Annotated in this window: 17 protein-coding genes; 9 read left to right on the forward strand and 8 right to left on the reverse strand. The window is 52.1% G+C overall.

Annotated features, from left to right (window positions below):
* The first annotated feature begins 10 nt into the window (after positions 1-10).
* The 5 genes from moaB (at position 11) to EC843_RS14430 (ending at position 2,514) form a co-directional block, all read left to right on the forward strand.
* Complete coding sequence (gene moaB / locus EC843_RS14410; protein ID WP_064548493.1) at positions 11-523, forward strand: molybdenum cofactor biosynthesis protein B; 513 nt, start codon at positions 11-13, stop codon at positions 521-523.
* Between the two features lie 3 nt (positions 524-526).
* Positions 527-1,024: a cyclic pyranopterin monophosphate synthase MoaC gene (gene moaC / locus EC843_RS14415; RefSeq protein WP_064548491.1), complete on the forward strand. Its 498-nt coding sequence runs from the start codon at positions 527-529 to the stop codon at positions 1,022-1,024.
* Positions 1,017-1,262 carry a molybdopterin synthase sulfur carrier subunit gene (gene moaD / locus EC843_RS14420; protein WP_121814010.1) on the forward strand — a complete coding sequence of 82 codons (246 nt, stop codon included), beginning with the start codon at positions 1,017-1,019 and terminating at the stop codon, positions 1,260-1,262. Before moaC ends, moaD begins: the two co-directional genes overlap by 8 nt.
* Before the next feature lies 1 nt (position 1,263).
* Positions 1,264-1,716, forward strand: a complete 453-nt coding sequence (moaE, locus tag EC843_RS14425) for a molybdopterin synthase catalytic subunit MoaE (RefSeq protein ID WP_121814009.1) — start codon at positions 1,264-1,266, stop codon at positions 1,714-1,716.
* 87 nt (positions 1,717-1,803) lie between these two features.
* The gene (locus EC843_RS14430; RefSeq protein WP_064548485.1) at positions 1,804-2,514 is read left to right on the forward strand and encodes a Bax inhibitor-1/YccA family protein; all 711 of its coding nucleotides are present in this window, start codon (positions 1,804-1,806) and stop codon (positions 2,512-2,514) included.
* A 12-nt stretch (positions 2,515-2,526) separates the two neighbouring features.
* Here the strand turns inward: EC843_RS14430 and EC843_RS14435 are convergent, their stop codons facing one another.
* From EC843_RS14435 to EC843_RS14445, 3 genes are read right to left on the reverse strand one after another with little or no spacing between them, the layout of a single operon-like run.
* Positions 2,527-3,546 (reverse strand): YbhN family protein, encoded by a 1,020-nt coding sequence (locus EC843_RS14435; protein ID WP_064548482.1) that lies wholly within the window; start codon positions 3,544-3,546, stop codon positions 2,527-2,529.
* Positions 3,546-4,802, reverse strand: a complete 1,257-nt coding sequence (gene clsB / locus EC843_RS14440; RefSeq protein ID WP_064548480.1) for a cardiolipin synthase ClsB — start codon at positions 4,800-4,802, stop codon at positions 3,546-3,548. The genes EC843_RS14435 and clsB overlap by 1 nt, the downstream gene beginning before the upstream one ends.
* Positions 4,799-5,557 (reverse strand): endonuclease/exonuclease/phosphatase family protein, encoded by a 759-nt coding sequence (locus EC843_RS14445; protein ID WP_064548478.1) that lies wholly within the window; start codon positions 5,555-5,557, stop codon positions 4,799-4,801. The genes clsB and EC843_RS14445 overlap by 4 nt, the downstream gene beginning before the upstream one ends.
* A 133-nt stretch (positions 5,558-5,690) precedes the next feature.
* On the opposite strand from EC843_RS14445, the gene EC843_RS14450 reads away from it, so the two are divergent.
* Positions 5,691-6,101 (forward strand): YbhQ family protein, encoded by a 411-nt coding sequence (locus tag EC843_RS14450; RefSeq protein WP_064548476.1) that lies wholly within the window; start codon positions 5,691-5,693, stop codon positions 6,099-6,101.
* On the opposite strand, the gene EC843_RS14455 is transcribed toward EC843_RS14450, so the two are convergent.
* Genes EC843_RS14455 through cecR form a run of 5 tightly spaced genes read right to left on the reverse strand, consistent with a single transcriptional unit; the run spans position 6,063 to position 11,729 of the window.
* Positions 6,063-7,169, reverse strand: coding sequence for an ABC transporter permease (locus tag EC843_RS14455; protein WP_064548474.1), 1,107 nt, complete (start codon positions 7,167-7,169; stop codon positions 6,063-6,065). The two genes, EC843_RS14450 and EC843_RS14455, sit on opposite strands and share 39 nt — an antisense overlap.
* Before the next feature lie 9 nt (positions 7,170-7,178).
* Positions 7,179-8,318 carry an ABC transporter permease gene (locus EC843_RS14460; RefSeq protein ID WP_064548471.1) on the reverse strand — a complete coding sequence of 380 codons (1,140 nt, stop codon included), beginning with the start codon at positions 8,316-8,318 and terminating at the stop codon, positions 7,179-7,181.
* Complete coding sequence (locus tag EC843_RS14465) at positions 8,305-10,053, reverse strand: ATP-binding cassette domain-containing protein (RefSeq protein ID WP_133522454.1); 1,749 nt, start codon at positions 10,051-10,053, stop codon at positions 8,305-8,307. The genes EC843_RS14460 and EC843_RS14465 overlap by 14 nt, the downstream gene beginning before the upstream one ends.
* Complete coding sequence (hlyD, locus tag EC843_RS14470; RefSeq protein WP_133522455.1) at positions 10,046-11,044, reverse strand: secretion protein HlyD; 999 nt, start codon at positions 11,042-11,044, stop codon at positions 10,046-10,048. The genes EC843_RS14465 and hlyD overlap by 8 nt, the downstream gene beginning before the upstream one ends.
* Positions 11,034-11,729: a transcriptional regulator CecR gene (gene cecR / locus EC843_RS14475; RefSeq protein ID WP_064548465.1), complete on the reverse strand. Its 696-nt coding sequence runs from the start codon at positions 11,727-11,729 to the stop codon at positions 11,034-11,036. The genes hlyD and cecR overlap by 11 nt, the downstream gene beginning before the upstream one ends.
* A gap of 251 nt (positions 11,730-11,980) precedes the next feature.
* Between cecR and rhlE the strand changes: the two genes are divergently transcribed.
* The 3 genes from rhlE to EC843_RS14490 all read left to right on the forward strand — a co-directional run bounded on the left by rhlE (position 11,981) and on the right by EC843_RS14490 (position 16,250).
* A complete protein-coding gene (gene rhlE / locus EC843_RS14480) occupies positions 11,981-13,354 on the forward strand; it encodes an ATP-dependent RNA helicase RhlE (protein ID WP_064548463.1) in 1,374 nt (457 codons plus the stop codon).
* Positions 13,355-13,490: 136 nt separating this feature from the next.
* Entirely contained in the window at positions 13,491-14,423 is a 933-nt protein-coding gene (gene dusC / locus EC843_RS14485; RefSeq protein ID WP_064548461.1) for a tRNA dihydrouridine(16) synthase DusC, read from the forward strand.
* A 234-nt stretch (positions 14,424-14,657) separates the two neighbouring features.
* Complete coding sequence (locus EC843_RS14490; protein WP_133522456.1) at positions 14,658-16,250, forward strand: carbohydrate porin; 1,593 nt, start codon at positions 14,658-14,660, stop codon at positions 16,248-16,250.
* Positions 16,251-16,258: the final 8 nt, after the last annotated feature.

A 16,258-nucleotide genomic window follows, 5' to 3' on the forward strand; every position in this document is an offset into this window, starting at 1 on the left:
GGAAATCTCAATGAGCCAGACGAGTAGTGAATTTATCCCGCTACATATTGCCATTCTGACTGTTTCAAGCCGCCGCGGTGAAGACGACGACACTTCAGGGCATTATCTGCGTGAGGCTGCCACTGACGCGGGTCACAAAGTGGTTGCCAAAGCGATTGTTAAAGAAAACCGCTACGCCATTCGCGCGCAGGTTTCTCAATGGATTGCTGAGGATGAAGTCCAGGTGGTGCTAATCAACGGTGGGACAGGTTTTACCGATGGCGACCAGGCGCCCGAAGCGTTACTGCCGTTGTTTGACCGTGAAATCGAAGGTTTTGGTGAAGTTTTCCGCATGCTCTCTTTTGAAGAAATCGGCACCTCGACGCTGCAATCTCGTGCCCTGGCCGGTATTGCGAATCGCACGCTTATTTTTGCCATGCCAGGTTCCACGAAAGCGTGCCATACCGCGTGGGAAAATATCATCCAGCCTCAACTGGATGCTCGCGTGCGCCCTTGTAATTTCCATCCACATCTCAAGAAATAAATTATGTCGCAACTGACTCATATTAATGCCGCTGGCGAAGCGCACATGGTTGATGTTTCCGCCAAAGCAGAAACCGTGCGTGAAGCGCGTGCCGAAGCGTTTATCACCATGGAAGCCGCAACATTAGCGATGATTATTGAAGGCAGCCATCATAAAGGTGATGTCTTTGCCACGGCGCGAATCGCCGGGATCCAGGCCGCAAAACGCACCTGGGATTTGATTCCTCTTTGCCACCCGCTAATGCTCAGTAAAGTCGAAGTCAATTTAGCGGCTGAACCTGAACATAACCGTGTGCGCATCGAATCTGTCTGCCGTTTGACCGGTAAAACCGGCGTGGAAATGGAAGCGTTAACTGCTGCGTCGGTTGCCGCGTTGACCATCTACGACATGTGCAAAGCGGTGCAGAAAGATATGGTGATCGGCCCGGTTCGCCTGCTGGCGAAAAGCGGCGGTAAATCTGGCGACTTTAAGGCGGATAGCAAGGTGGCAGAACATGATTAACGTGCTGTTTTTTGCCCAGGTACGTGAACTGGTTGATTGCGACAACCTGAAACTGGACGCGAGTTTTAGCAATGTCGAACAACTGCGCCAGAATCTGGCTGCGAAAAGCGAGCGCTGGGCGCTGGCGCTCGAGTCAGGCAAACTACTGGCTGCCGTCAACCAGACACTGGTAAGTTTCGATCACCCGCTAAGCGACGGTGATGAAGTCGCCTTTTTCCCTCCGGTCACAGGCGGTTAAAATGGAAAACACTCGAATCCGTGTCAGCCACGAGAATTTCAACGTCGGCGACGAATACCAGTGGCTCGCGCAGTGCGATGAAGACGGCGCGGTGGTGACGTTTACCGGCAAAGTACGCAATCACAATCTTGGCGATAGCGTGAGCGCATTGACGCTGGAGCATTATCCGGGCATGACCGAAAAGGCGCTGGCGGAAATTATTGAAGAAGCACGTCTTCGTTGGCCGTTACAGCGCGTTAGTGTGATTCACCGCATTGGTGAATTGTGGCCTGGTGACGAGATCGTGTTTGTTGGCGTGACGGGCGCACATCGCAGTTCAGCGTTCGAATCCGCACAATTCATTATGGATTATCTGAAAACGCGCGCGCCGTTCTGGAAGCGCGAAGCCACGTCTGAAGGGGAGCGCTGGGTAGAAGCTCGCGAAACTGATAAGCAAGCGGCCAAACGCTGGTAACAAGCACCTTCATACAGTTGTGTTAATCTTAAAGTACAGGCCTTCGAGCCTGAAATTCGGTCAACGTAATTAACTTAAGGAAGCATCATGGATCGATTCCCACGTTCCAATGACACTATTGTCCAGCAGGCCCGTACAGGCTTGCAGGCATATATGGCACAAGTATATGGCTGGATGACCTGCGGCCTGTTACTGACGGCATTTGTCGCCTGGTATGCTGCAAATACGCCAGCGGTGATGGAATTCGTCTTTTCCAGCAAAATCACTTTCTTCGGGTTGATCATCGTGCAGTTGGGGCTGGTATTTGTGCTCTCCGGCATGGTGCATAAGCTCAGCGCGGGTATGGCAACCAGCTTGTTCATGTTGTACTCGGCACTGACTGGCTTGACGCTTTCAAGCATTTTTATCGTCTACACCTATTCATCCATCGCCAGTACTTTTGTGGTCTCCGGCGGCATGTTCGGTGCGATGAGCCTGTACGGTTACACCACGAAGCGTGATTTAAGCGGTTTTGGCAACATGCTGTTTATGGCACTGATCGGCATTGTGCTGGCATCGCTGGTGAACATTTGGCTGGAAAGCACGGCGATGATGTGGGCGATAACCTATATCGGCGTCATTGTGTTTGTCGGCCTGACGGCTTATGACACGCAGAAGCTGAAAAACATTGGCGAGCAAATTGATACTCGCGATACGCAAACCATGCGTAAGTATTCGATTCTTGGCGCACTGACGCTGTATCTCGACTTCATCAACCTGTTCCTGATGTTGTTGCGTATTTTCGGTAACCGCCGCTAAGTCCTGTCACCCTCATCCTAACCCTTTCTTTTCCCCCTCTCTCGCAGGGAGAGGGCTGGGGTGAGGGTTGTTTTCTTCCAGGCTCTTCTCATTTTTCACCCGCATCGTCTTCGCCCGACTCTCCAGTACTAAATAGCAAACAATCGCCAGCAGCAGTGGGGCAATAAAGTAAAGCATGCGATACGCCAGCAACGCGGCAATAATCGTCCCATTGCTGACATGTTCACCCGCCAGCAACGCAATGAACACCGCCTCCAGCACGCCAATCCCCGCAGGAATATGCACAATGACGCCCGCAATACTGCTTACTAAAAGCACGCCTAAAACAAAGAAATAGTTGCTCTGCTGGCCCAGCAACAGCCAGATAATCGCCCCCATCACCATCCAGTTACAGCTTGAAATCGCCATCTGCATCAGTGCGAATTTAAACGATGGCAACACCAGACGCTGGCCTTTGATCGTCATATGGCGATGCTTCGCAAAGGCACAAAACCACAGATAAACCGCAATGATTGCCAGTAGCACGCCGCCTAAAATGCGCAGCGTGGTTTCGTCTATGTACCAGTGAGCCGGTAATTGCACCACGCCAACGGTAAAAATCACCCCTGCCAACAGGATGTAACCCAGCCAGTTAGTGGAGATACTTAACGAGAAAATGCGCGTAATCGTGGCGCTCGGCAGGCCAAGGCGCGAATAAAGCCGGTAACGCATACCAATGCCGCCAACCCAGGTGCTCAATGTCAGGTTAAAGGCGTAACAGATAAACGACACCAGCATGACCTGCCGCTTTGCCAGTTTATGCCCGCAATACGCCCGCGCAAGCAGGTCGTAGCAGCCATAAATCAGATAACTCAGAATCACCAGACCGACCGCACTAAACAGCGCCAGACGGTTGTAATTGCGGATCACTTCCCAAACTTCCGGCCAGTCCACTTTTGTGGCATACACCACCAACAGCACGATAACTGCAATAAAAAATAGCCAGGTGAGGATTTTCTTCGCTTTGCGCCATTTTGGGTGCGAGTGCGACATCAATATTTTACCCCCGGGTTTTCAGCCTCAACTTCTGTGTCTATTCGGTCCTGGGTTTCCAGTTGCGGCTGTGCCGGCGGCATCACCTGGGCAAGTTTTGGGGTGTGTGCGGGTAACCAGCCAACCATCGCCGGGAAGTGGCGCAAAAAGTGGAACGCCAGCACGCTTTTCCCCAGATTCCACCAGGTTCGTTTTGGTAGCATGGACTCGTCGACGGGCTGACAATCCTGGGCTATCAGGCAGCTCAGGTTTTGGCGCAGAGTTTCGTTAAAGGTACGATCGTAAATAATCAGGTTGGCTTCAAGGTTGAGCGACAAACTCAGCGGATCAAGATTGCTGGAGCCGACGGTTGCCCAGTGGTCGTCCATCAGCGCGACTTTGCCGTGCAGCGGGCGGCGCTGGTACTCGTAAATCTTCACGCCCGAGCGCACTAAATAATTGTACAGCAGGCGAGCACCCACTTTGACAATCGGCATATCCGGCTCGCCTTGCACGATTAACTTCACTGAGACACCGCGTCGTGAGGCATTGCGCATCGCATGAAGCAGCCGGTAACCGGGGAAAAAATAGGCGTTAGCAATGATCACTTCACGCTTCGCTTTGCCGAGCATTTTCAGGTAATAACGTTCGATATCATCGCGATGCCGGTTATTGTCGCGCCAGACAAACAGCGCTTGTGCCTCTCCGGGTTTGAGGTTTTCTTGTGCGGGATTGCGGCGGCGATGCCACCAGTGGCGTTTGGTATCGTGACCCGGCAAGTTGGAAACCACGTACTGATAAATATCGTGTACCACTGGCCCTTCAACTTTGACCGAATAATCCTGTTTGGCTTCAGGGCCATAATCACTCATCTGTTCGGCGGAGTAATTAATGCCGCCGACAAACGCCACCGCGCTGTCGACCACCACGATTTTGCGGTGCATACGGCGGAACAAATTAGTGCGTATACCGAACAGCGGCGGGCGCGGGTCATAATAGCGGAACATCACGCCAGCGCTTGTCAGTTCACTCACAAACTCATCGCTTAAATCCGGTGAACCGTAGCCATCCAGCAGAACTTCCACCCTAACGCCACGCTGAGCAGCATTCAGTAGTACGGCATGTAACTGCTTACCGACATCATCTTCAAACCAGATAAATGTTTCGAGCAGCACTTTGCTACGCGCCTGGCTGATGGCGGTAAACACCGCCGGGAAAAACTGGTCGCCATTTTCGAGTAACGAAATACAGTTGCCGTCACGCCAGCTATTTTTCATAGATGAATCTCCACCGCTAATGGCGCATGGTCAGAAAGATGCCGCCACTGTTGCAACGGCAGTGCAGTAGGGGCGCTGGCAGAGGCATTTTTTACATAAATCCTGTCCAGGCGCAGAACTGGAAAGCGGGCAGGGAAAGTGCGTGCCGGGCGGCCCGATGCGCGGGTGAAGACTTCATCCAGGCCGGTTTGCCTGAGTTGCTGATTGGCGCGTTGTTGCCAGTCATTGAAATCACCGGCCACCACCACTGGCTCGCCTTCAGGGAGTTCATTCACCAGTTGGCAAAGCATGTTGAGCTGGGCCTGGCGGTGCGCGTCACGTAAACCGAGATGCACGCAAATGACATGGGCTCGAATATTCGCGCCGGGAAGGTTTATCTGGCAGTGCAGCATGCCGCGTTTTTCGTGGCCTTCGACCGAGATGTCGCGGTTATCAAAATGGCTGATGGGGAAACGTGATAACACGGCATTGCCGTGATGGCCTTCGGGATAAACCGCGTTGCGCCCATAAGCAAATTCGCTCCACGTGCTATCGGCGAGGAATTCGTAATGGCTGGTTTCCGGCCAATTTTCGACCCGCAGGGAGTGGGCTTCGTGAGCGCCCATCACCTCCTGCAAGCAGACAATATCGGCAGAAACGGCGCGTACCGCGTCGCGCAACTCCGGCAAAATGAAGCGCCTGTTGAGTGCGGTAAAGCCTTTATGTGTATTAATTGTGAGCACTTTAAAGGAAAAGTGCTGAGTCTTGTTACCCATGCTTCTCCCGGCATTGTTATCATCGCGTTGAAAATAAAGTGTAGTCTCTGTCACAAATAGGTGTCGGGTTACAGAATTTTCCGCATACTGCGGTACTCTGAATGACAGGAATTAGTGGCCAGGAGAGAAATTAATGAAATGGCAACAACGTGTACAAGTGACTACAGGCCTAAGCTGCTGGCAAATAATGCTGCATCTTTCAGTGCTTTGTGTGCTGCTCGTTGGCTGGAAAACTGCCTCCCTCATACCGGTCGGCATTGGGTTATGTTTGCTGTATGTCGCAACAGTTATCCTGATGTTCGCCCTGCAACGTGTTCGTACAGGGCGCTTACGTGATATTGGTGATTTTCTTGAAGAGCTGACTACCACCTGGTATTTCGGCAACGCGATGATTGTGCTGTGGCTGTTGTCACGCGTGGTCGAGAATAAATTCCTGCTGGCAGGAGCCGGGCTGGCGATGATTGCCGGGCCGATTATTTATTCGCTGTTCGCCAAAGATAAAACCTCAGGCGATTTTGCGCCGAAACATCCAGTACGCCGCTGAACCCGTAGTGGCTGCTATCACCAATAGCGGCCACACACTTCCCCAGACAATGTCAAAACTCGCGTTCTTCAAATAAATCTGCTTAGTGATGTCAGTGAAATGCCGAATCGGGTTTACCCACGTCAGGTTTTGCAGCCACACCGGCATGTTCTCGACCGGTGAAACATAACCCGACAGCAAAATCGCCGGCATCATAAAGACAAACACGCCAATAAATGCCTGCTGTTGCGTCGAACACAATGACGAAATCAGCAAACCAAAGCCCACCAGTGACAAACCGTAAATCAGCATCGTGAAGTAAAACAGCAACAGCGAGCCGGAAAACGGAATGTGATAACCCCAAATCCCGACGCCCAGCACAATGGTTGCCTGGCCAATCGCCACGATTTGCGCGGGTACGGCTTTACCAACAAAAATCTGCCAGGTGGCGAGTGGCGAAACCAACAGCTGATCGAGCGTGCCTTGCTCACGTTCGCGCGCCACGGAAAGTGAGGTGACAATCATCACGCCAATCGTGGTAATCATCGCAATCAACGATGGCACCACAAACCATTTATAATCCAGATTCGGGTTATACCAGTTGCGCACCACCAGCTCGCTGTTGTTCGGTTTTGGCTGCCCGGACACCAGTTCCTGTTGGTAATTCTTCACAATTTGCTGGAGGTAATTGGCGGCAATCTGCGCACTGTTCGAGTTACGCCCATCAAGAATGATTTGCAGTTTTGCCTGCTGTTGGCTGGCAATATCACGCGAGAACTCTGCCGGGAAGCGAATCAGCAGCAGCGCTTTTTGGTTGTCGATAGTTGGCTGGATCTCTTGCGGGCTTTTCAGCAACAGCACATGGCTGAATGCTTTGGCGCGGGCAAAACGCTGGGTCAGTTCAACGGAGTGGCTGCCGTTATCTTCGTTGTAAATCGCGATAGTGGCGTTAGTCACTTCAAGCGTGGCGGCGAACGGAAACAGCACCACTTGCAACACCACCGGCAGAATCAAAATTGCCCGCGTTTGTGGCTCGCGCAACAGGGATTGCAGCTCTTTGCGTATTAATGTCCAGAGTCGATATAACATCGCTTTTCCCTAATCAAGACGGCGCTTGGTTTTGATGGCCGTCAGGCCGATAAACATCACCGCCGAGGCAATTAAAAACAGCACGTTGATAACCAACACGGTCGTAATATTCCCCGCCAGGAACAGGCTTTGCAGGGTGCTGACGAAATAACGCGCCGGAATGACATAGGTCACCGCGCGGATAATCGCTGGCATGCTGTCAATCTGGAAGATAAACCCAGACAACATAATCGACGGCAAGAAGGCAGCATTTAACGCCACCTGGGCGGCATTAAACTGGTTACGGGTAATCGTCGAAATCAGCAGCCCCATACCGAGTGTGCTGAGCAAAAACAGACTGGTGATGAAGAATAAAATAAGCAATGAACCGCGATACGGCACGTCGAGAATAAACACCGACACCAGCATACACAGCAGCATTGCCAGCATCCCTAACACGTAATAGGGCAGCAGTTTGCACAGCAGTAGTTCGGTGCGCGTGACTTGCGTTGAGAGCAGGGCTTCCATAGTGCCGCGCTCCCATTCCCGTGCCACTACCAGCGAAGTCAGAATTGCGCCAATCACCGTCATGATGATGGTCACAGCACCTGGGATGATAAAATGTTGGCTGATGGCCGCCGGGTTGAACCAGTAACGCAACTGCACATCGATCAGCGGTTCAAACTTTTCCCCGCGATCTTCCGCCCGCTGTTGCTGCCAGATTTGCCAAATCCCCTCCATATAACCCTGCACGAAATTGGCGGTGTTCGGCTCGCTGCCATCGGTAATCACCTGTATCGGCGCGCTGGCACCAGCTCGCGCCATGTTTTGCGCAAAATCGGTTGGGATCACCACCAGCCCGCGAATTTTTCCCGCCTGCATTAACTGAATCAGGTGCTGGCGATTATCGCTCACCGTCGGGTCGATATAGGGGGATGCGGTAATGGTGTGGGCGAAATCCAGCGCTTCTTCGCTTTGCTGCTCCAGTAACACCCCGACCCGCAGACGGCTGGAATCGAGGTTGATGCCATAGCCAAAAATAAACAGCAACAACAGTGGGATCACCACCGCAATCAACCAACTACTCGGGTCACGCACTATCTGGCGCGTTTCTTTCACGCACAGGGCTCGCACCCTTCGCCAGGAAACGGCCTGGTTATGCTCGCTCATTTTCGTGCTCCTTATCCCATTGATGGATAAGCGTAATAAACGCTTGTTCCATGGTCGGGTCAGTTTGCTCGTTGTTGGCGGCTTGTTCTTTCAGAGCGTCTGGCGTGCCGCTGGCAATCAGCTTGCCGCGATACACCAGCCCAATGCGGTCACAGTATTCGGCTTCATCCATAAAGTGGGTGGTCACCATCACCGTGACGCCTTTTTCCACCATGCTGTTGATGTGCAACCAAAATTCGCGGCGCGTAATCGGGTCAACGCCCGAGGTCGGTTCATCAAGAAACAAAATATCCGGTTCGTGCATCAGCGAGCAGGCCAGTGCCAGGCGCTGTTTAAAGCCGAGGGGCAGGGCATCCGTGGCGCTGTTCATAATCGGTTGCAGGTTGAACGCGTCACTCATGCGGTTAATTTTCTCCTCCTGGGCTTTGCCGCGCAGGCCATATACACCGGAGAAAAAACGCAGGTTTTGCGCCACGGTGAGGTTGCCGTATAGCGAAAATTTCTGTGCCATATAACCCAGGTGCTGGCGAGCTTTGCCGGAACTGGTTTTTAAATCCATATCCAGCACCAGCGCTTTGCCGGAAGTGGGCACCAGCAAGCCGCACATCATTTTAAATGTGGTGGATTTCCCGGCTCCGTTTGGCCCCAGCAGGCCGAAAATTTCACCACGCTGGACGGTGAAATCCACGTTATCGGTGGCAGCGAAATCACCGAACTTTTTGGTCAGCGCTTCGGCTTTGATCACCGTTTCACCCTGGGTGCCTTCCACAGTATGGAGGATTTTCCCCAGCGGAGATTCTTGAGTCGCCGCACCACCGAGCAGGTCGATAAACGCATCTTCAAAACGCGGCTCGGTTTGCGAAACACTTTCAGGCGGCACATTCAGCGCCTGGGTGAGTTCGTCAACGGTCGACCCTTTTGCGAGGATCAGGCGCACCGAACGCCCCTGAATCACGCCGTCGCTGACCTGCGGCAATTTGAGCGCGCGTTGTAGCAACTTGCGGTTATTCTCCTCGCTGTGGCTAACCAGCAGCGAGCGCCCCGCCATTTGTTGGGTTAATTCCTTCGGCGCACCGTGATACAACAGCTCGCCTTCGTTCATCAGCAACACGTCGCGGCACTGTTCGGCTTCGTCGAGGTACGAGGTGCTCCACAGAATCAACATGCCGTCACCGGCCAGTTCGTGCACCATTTGCCACAACTCGCGGCGTGAAATCGGGTCAACGCCGACACCGGGTTCATCAAGCAACAGCACTTTAGGCTGGCCGACTAACGTACAGGCGAGGCCGAGTTTCTGCTTCATGCCGCCGGATAGCTTCCCGGCGAGACGGGTGGTAAACGGGCCAAGGGCGGTAAACTCCAGCAGCCGCTTAAACGTCTCTTCACGTTCTTGCCCGGTGACGCTGCGTAAATCGGCGTACAGCGTCAGGTTTTCCATCACCGTTAAATCTTCATACAAGCCAAATTTTTGCGGCATGTATCCCAGAACCGCATGCAGGGCGCGGTCGTCTTCGATAGGATCCAGGCCAATGACGCTTGCAGTTCCTTCGGTCGGTTTCAGCAAACCTGCCAGCATACGCATTAAAGTGGTTTTCCCCGCGCCATCCGGGCCGACCAGACCAGTGACCGAGCCGGTATGAATCTCGCATTCAAGGCTCGCCACCGCAGGCTTTTGCTGGCCGGGAAACTGTTTCATCAACCCTTGCAGGCGGATGATGCCCTCCTGGCTACTCATGCGCTTTCTCGTCGTTGAATTTCACGGTAACCGGCATGCCCTGGCGCAGCGAGTCGTCAGCATCGGTGACAATAATCCGCAGGCGATACACCAGGTCGGTACGCAAGTCCGGCGTTTCGACGGTTTTCGGCGTGAATTCAGCGGTGGGAGAGACAAAACCAATTTTGCCGTGATACGGCTTATCCGGGCGGCCATCGGTATACACCAATAACTCGGTGCCGGGTTTCGCCTGGTTCAGACTCACTTCGTTAACGTAAGCACGTACCCAAACCGGGCGGGTGAGGGAGAGGGTTAATACGGTACTTCCGGCATTGAGCATGCTGCCGGGTTCAACGGCGCGGGTCAGCAAAGTGCCATCTGATGGGGAAACCAGCGTGGTGTCTTGCAAATCCAGTTGTGCCTGGGCGAGCTGGGCTTTTGCTTGTTGCAAGCTGGCCTGCGCCTGGGCAATTTCCTGCGGGCGGTTACCGGTGCGGTACTGGCTTAATTTATCGCGTGCTGCTTTCAGCGTTGCTTTGGCCTGCTCGCTGGATGAACGGGCATTTTCCAGATCGTTGGCTGAAATTACCCGGCGCGCCCACAAATCTTGCTGGCGTTGATAAAAGTTCTGCGCGTAATCGAATGCCGCCTGCGCCTGATTCACCTGAGCGGCAACCTGGGCGATTTCTTCGTCACGATAACCGGCGATAATCAGGTCAAATTTGGCCTGCGCTGCAGCGACATTGGCTTGCGCCTGAAGCAGGGCGTTTTGATATGGCCCCTGGTCCAGTTCACCCAGCGTTTCACCTGCTTTAATCGCATCGCCTTCATCCACCTGTAACGCGGTCAAACGCCCGCCGACGCGGAAGCTCATATTGACGGTGCGGATATCCACGTTGCCGTACAATGTTAATCCTTGATCCTGTTGGCTTTTGTACCACATCCAGCCTGCAATCCCTGCGGCGATAAGCACCACAATTGACACGATAATGATCGGCTTTTTACTTTTCATTGCCGGTTTTCCCTCGTTGATTCGCTAACCCTTGCAAAATGAAATCGATATGGCTGCCGACCACATCGCTGATTTTCTTCACGTTTTCGCTATCAAATGTTGACCATCCGGCACGCAGCAGAATGGTTTCTCGCCCCAGCCGGAAAGCCAGAATCTGCCCAAGCAGCGCATGAGTATGGAGAATCGTTTCGGTGTCATTGGGGCTTCTATCGGTATAACGCCCGACGAGGCTGGTCAGATGGGTGTGCATCGGAGCAATCACCTGCTGGTGAATGAGCTGATAAGCCGGTGTGGGTGAGAGCTGCTCGCGGGAGATAAACTTGCTGAGATTCAGCGTTTCATCGGCAGTCAGCAGGATAATCATGTGATTGCAGGCAGTATGTATCAGCTGGCGAATCTGTGATTTATCCGTTTGCGGCAGGCGTAAAAGGGCCTCGGCGCGTTCGACGTGCGGCTTGAAATTAAGCGTGATGAAGTCAGCTATTGATTGCGCACAGGCCATATACAGCTCTTCCTTTGAGCCAAAATAGTAGGTGATGGCGGCAATGTTTTGCCCGGCTAGTGCGGCGATATCGCGCGTAGTAGCGTGTAAGCCGTACTCACCAAATTGCGCGAGAGCCGCAGCAATCAGGGTCTTTTTTGCCTGCTCACCGCGGGTTGTGACAGGCGTCGGTGTTGCGTTCATACCGACCTCTTAAAAAGTTAATCAATCGATTGATTAAGAGTAGGCTCGATGTGATTACCTGTCTAGTCCGATATATTTATCTTGTGAATGCGTAAGAAAATAGAATTTGTGCGCAAAATCACAAAACCTGTTACACTGCGCGGCTTACGGCACCGTGGTTTGTGCCCCTCTCTCGCGCCAGAATGACTGGCGTCATATGAACCCCTGGAAACTACACCGCACCTCGCGGTCAGGGCGATTCTGGAGTACCTATGTCTTTTGATTCTCTCGGCCTGAACGCCGATATTCTGCGTGCAGTGGAAGAGCAAGGCTATCGTGAGCCTACCCCTATTCAACGTCAGGCGATTCCGGTTGTTTTAGCTGGTCGCGACCTGATGGCCAGTGCCCAAACCGGTACCGGCAAAACCGCAGGCTTTACCCTGCCGCTGTTGCAGCGCCTGGTAGACAAACAGCCGCATGCGAAAGGCCGTCGCCCGGTGCGCGCGCTGATCCTGACGCCAACCCGTGAGCTTGCCGCTCAGATTGGCGAAAACGTGCGTGACTACAGCAAATATTTAGATATCCGTTCGCTGGTGGTTTTCGGCGGCGTGAGCATTAACCCGCAGATGATGAAACTGCGTAGCGGCGTTGATGTGCTGGTGGCAACACCTGGCCGTCTGTTAGATCTGGAACACCAGAACGCCGTGAAACTCGACCAGGTAGAAATCCTGGTGCTGGACGAAGCCGACCGCATGCTGGACATGGGCTTCATTCACGATATTCGTCGCGTGCTGGCTAAACTGCCTGCGCGTCGCCAGAACTTGCTGTTCTCTGCGACCTTCTCTGATGACATTAAAGGGCTGGCTGAAAAGCTGTTGCATAACCCGGAAGAAGTCTCTGTTGCGCGTCGTAACACCGCGTCAGAGCAAGTGACTCAGCACGTTCACTTCGTTGATAAGAAACGTAAAAGAGAACTGCTGTCACAGATGATTGGCGAAGGTAACTGGCAGCAAGTGCTGGTGTTTACCCGTACCAAACATGGTGCCAACCACCTGGCTGAACAGCTCGGCAAAGATGGCATTACCGCAGCGGCAATTCACGGTAACAAGAGCCAGGGCGCGCGTACTCGTGCATTGGCTGATTTCAAAAACGGCGGCATTCGTGTGTTGGTTGCGACCGACATCGCGGCACGTGGTCTTGATATCGAAGAGCTGCCACATGTTGTGAACTACGAGCTGCCGAACGTACCGGAAGATTACGTTCACCGTATTGGCCGTACTGGCCGTGCGGCGGCAACGGGTGAAGCGCTGTCTTTGGTGTGTGTCGATGAACACAAACTGTTGCGTGATATCGAACGTGTGCTGAAGCGTGAAGTTCCGCGTATGGCGATCCCTGGTTATGAAGTTGACCCATCTATTCCTGCTGAGCCGATTGTGAACGGTCGTCAGCAGCAGCGTGGCGGTGGCGGTCGTGGAAACGGCGGCGCTCAAGGCCAGGGTCAACGTCGTGGCGGTAATAGTGGCGGTGCATCCTCCGATCGCAGCAGTGCTCCACGTCGTCCATCACGCCCACAGGGTGATGGTGCCGGGAAACCTGCTGGTGCGAATGGTCGTCGTCGTCCAGCGCGTAAGCCTGCTTCCGCGTAATTAATTTATAACGCCCTCTCCCTGAGGGGACTGGATTCCTCCCTCTCCCTCAGGGAGAGGGTTGGGGTGAGGGTGGTTTTAAGACTCATTCAAGAGGTGCTAACATAGCGCCTCTTTTTTTTACCGGAAAAACGCTATGCGTGTACTGCTTGCGCCAATGGAAGGGGTTCTCGACTCGCTGGTTCGGGAACTGCTTACCGAGGTGAATGACTACGACTTGTGTATCACCGAGTTCTTGCGCGTGGTCGACCAGCTTTTGCCGGTAAAATCGTTCCATAAACTTTGCCCTGAACTTCATCATGCCAGCCGCACCACTTCGGGTACGCTAGTACGAGTCCAGTTGCTGGGGCAGCATCCGCAATGGTTAGCTGAAAACGCCGCGCGCGCTGTGGAACTGGGTTCCTGGGGCGTCGATCTCAACTGCGGTTGCCCGTCTAAACTGGTCAACGGCAGCGGCGGTGGAGCCACACTGCTCAAAGACCCCGATCTGATTTACCGTGGTGCAAAAGCAATGCGTGAAGCGGTGCCTGCACACTTGCCGGTGACGGTAAAAATCCGCCTCGGTTGGGACAGCGATGCGCGTCAGTTTGAAATTGCTGATGCGGTGCAACAGGCTGGAGCCACGGAACTTACCGTTCACGGGCGCACTAAAGAAGACGGATACAAAGCCGAACGCATCAACTGGGCGGCGATTGGTGAAATACGCAAGCGCTTGTCGATTCCGGTGATTGCTAACGGTGAAATCTGGGACTGGCAAAGTGCGCAAGACTGCATGGCAGCAACCGGCTGCGATTCGGTAATGATTGGCCGTGGGGCGCTTAATGTACCCAATCTAAGCCGCGTGATTAAATATAACGAGCCGCGTATGCCGTGGCCGGACGTGGTGAAATTACTGCAAAAATATAGCCAACTAGAAAAGCAGGGCGATACCGGGATGTATCACGTTGCACGTATAAAACAGTGGTTGGGGTATTTACGTAAAGAATATATTGAAGCCACCGAATTATTTACTGAAATTCGCAGCTATAAAACTTCTGCGACAATTAGCCAGGCAATTAACAGTTTATAATTAGAGGTGCCGCTAATTGGTTAAAAAATTAGAGTGCGGTCACAGACTATTTAAATAAACATTGCCATACATTCGCTGGCGTTTATTATCGTCAGCGTAATAGATTATTGGATTGTTACTGCTCAAGCAGGCAAAACCTGATTCTCCTTATTTAAGGAGGGTCGGGTTTTTTTGTTTTTGTCAGAAGGCAATTCGCAATTAAGTTACTGATTGCATTACCTCTGGGACTCTTATATGGATATTAAATCGCACTATGTACTCACCACGGTGTTGCTGGCGCCGTTAGTATTTCCTTTTTATGCGCAAAGTAGCGCAAAGCTATCCGTTGAACAGCGTCTGGAAATGCTGGAAAAGGATTTACAGGAAACTAAAAAAGAACTGCAATATTATAAGTCACAAGAACAAATTAATCGTAAAAACATTTCTGATATGAATGTATTTGCTAAGCAAACGACGCGACCAGACCAGGTATTAGTAGCAACAACTTCACCATCAACCTCGCAGGAATCTGAGAAAACCACGCCACAAATTTCGGCAATGACCATGAGTGACCTGAGCAAATTTGTGAAGGAGGATATTGGCTTTAGCTATAACGGCTATTTCCGCTCTGGCTGGGGAACCACTACGGAAGGCGCACCAAAATCCTGGGCTATTGGTTCATTAGGCCGCTTAGGGAACGAATACAGCAGCTGGTTTGATTTAAAAGTGTCACAACGGGTCTACAACGAAGGGGGGAAAACGGTTCATGCGGTAGTGCAGCTGGATGGTAACGTCGGCCAGCAATATTCCGCCGGCTGGTTTGGCGATAACGCTAATAACGAAAACTACCTCCAGTTTTCAGATCTTTATGTTAACACTAAAGGCTTTTTACCCTTTGCGCCTGAAGCTGATTTCTGGGTCGGTAAGCACCAGTTACCGATGTATGAAATCCAGATGCTGGACTGGAAAACTCAGCGCACCGATGGCGGTGGCGGGCTGGGGATTCAGGACATGAAACTGGGTAGCGGCAAACTGGATATTGCCTTAATACGTGAAGATATTGACGGTTATAACCAGGATCTCAGCAAATCACAGAAACTGAATGTTAATACTATTGATGCTCGTTATAAGTCGATCCCGCTGTGGGATAAAGCTGAGCTTATGGTCAATGGCCGCTATGCGATGGCGAACCAGAGTGACATGCAGAATAATAACGAAGACAAAAATGGCTATTATCGCTGGAAAGATACCTGGATGGTCGGCACTGCGCTGAAACAAAATTTCGACAACGGTGGCTTTAACGAATTTAGCTTCCTTGTGGCAAATAACTCTTTAGCCAGCAGTTTTGCCCGTTACTCAGGTTCCAGCCCTTACACCTCATTTAATGGGCGTTATTATGGTGAGCATACCGGTGGCACCGCATTAAGACTTGTCTCACAGGGTGAAACTTATTTACGTGACGATATTATTCTGGCTAATGCACTGGTTTATTCTCGGGGTGAGGATGTTTATAGCTATGAAACTGGAGCACATACAGATTTTGAAAGTGTCCGTGCCGTGATTCGCCCAGCGTATATCTGGAGTAAATATAATCAGACGGGTATCGAATTAGGCTATTTCAACCAGAAGAATACTGACCAGATGGGCAATGAATTTACTGAGTCAGGTTATAAAACTACGCTCTATCACGCATTAAAAGTGAACACCAGCATGTTAACTTCTCGTCCAGAAATACGATTCTATGCTACTTATATTCATTCACTGAATAATGAACTGGATAATTTTAGTTTTGCAGATGAGAAAAATGATCAGCTGGCGATTGGCGCTCAGGCTGAAGTGTGGTGGTAATAAGGGAA

Origin of the sequence: Buttiauxella sp. JUb87, from assembly GCF_004361975.1 — a bacterium.
GTDB lineage: Bacteria > Pseudomonadota > Gammaproteobacteria > Enterobacterales > Enterobacteriaceae > Buttiauxella > Buttiauxella ferragutiae.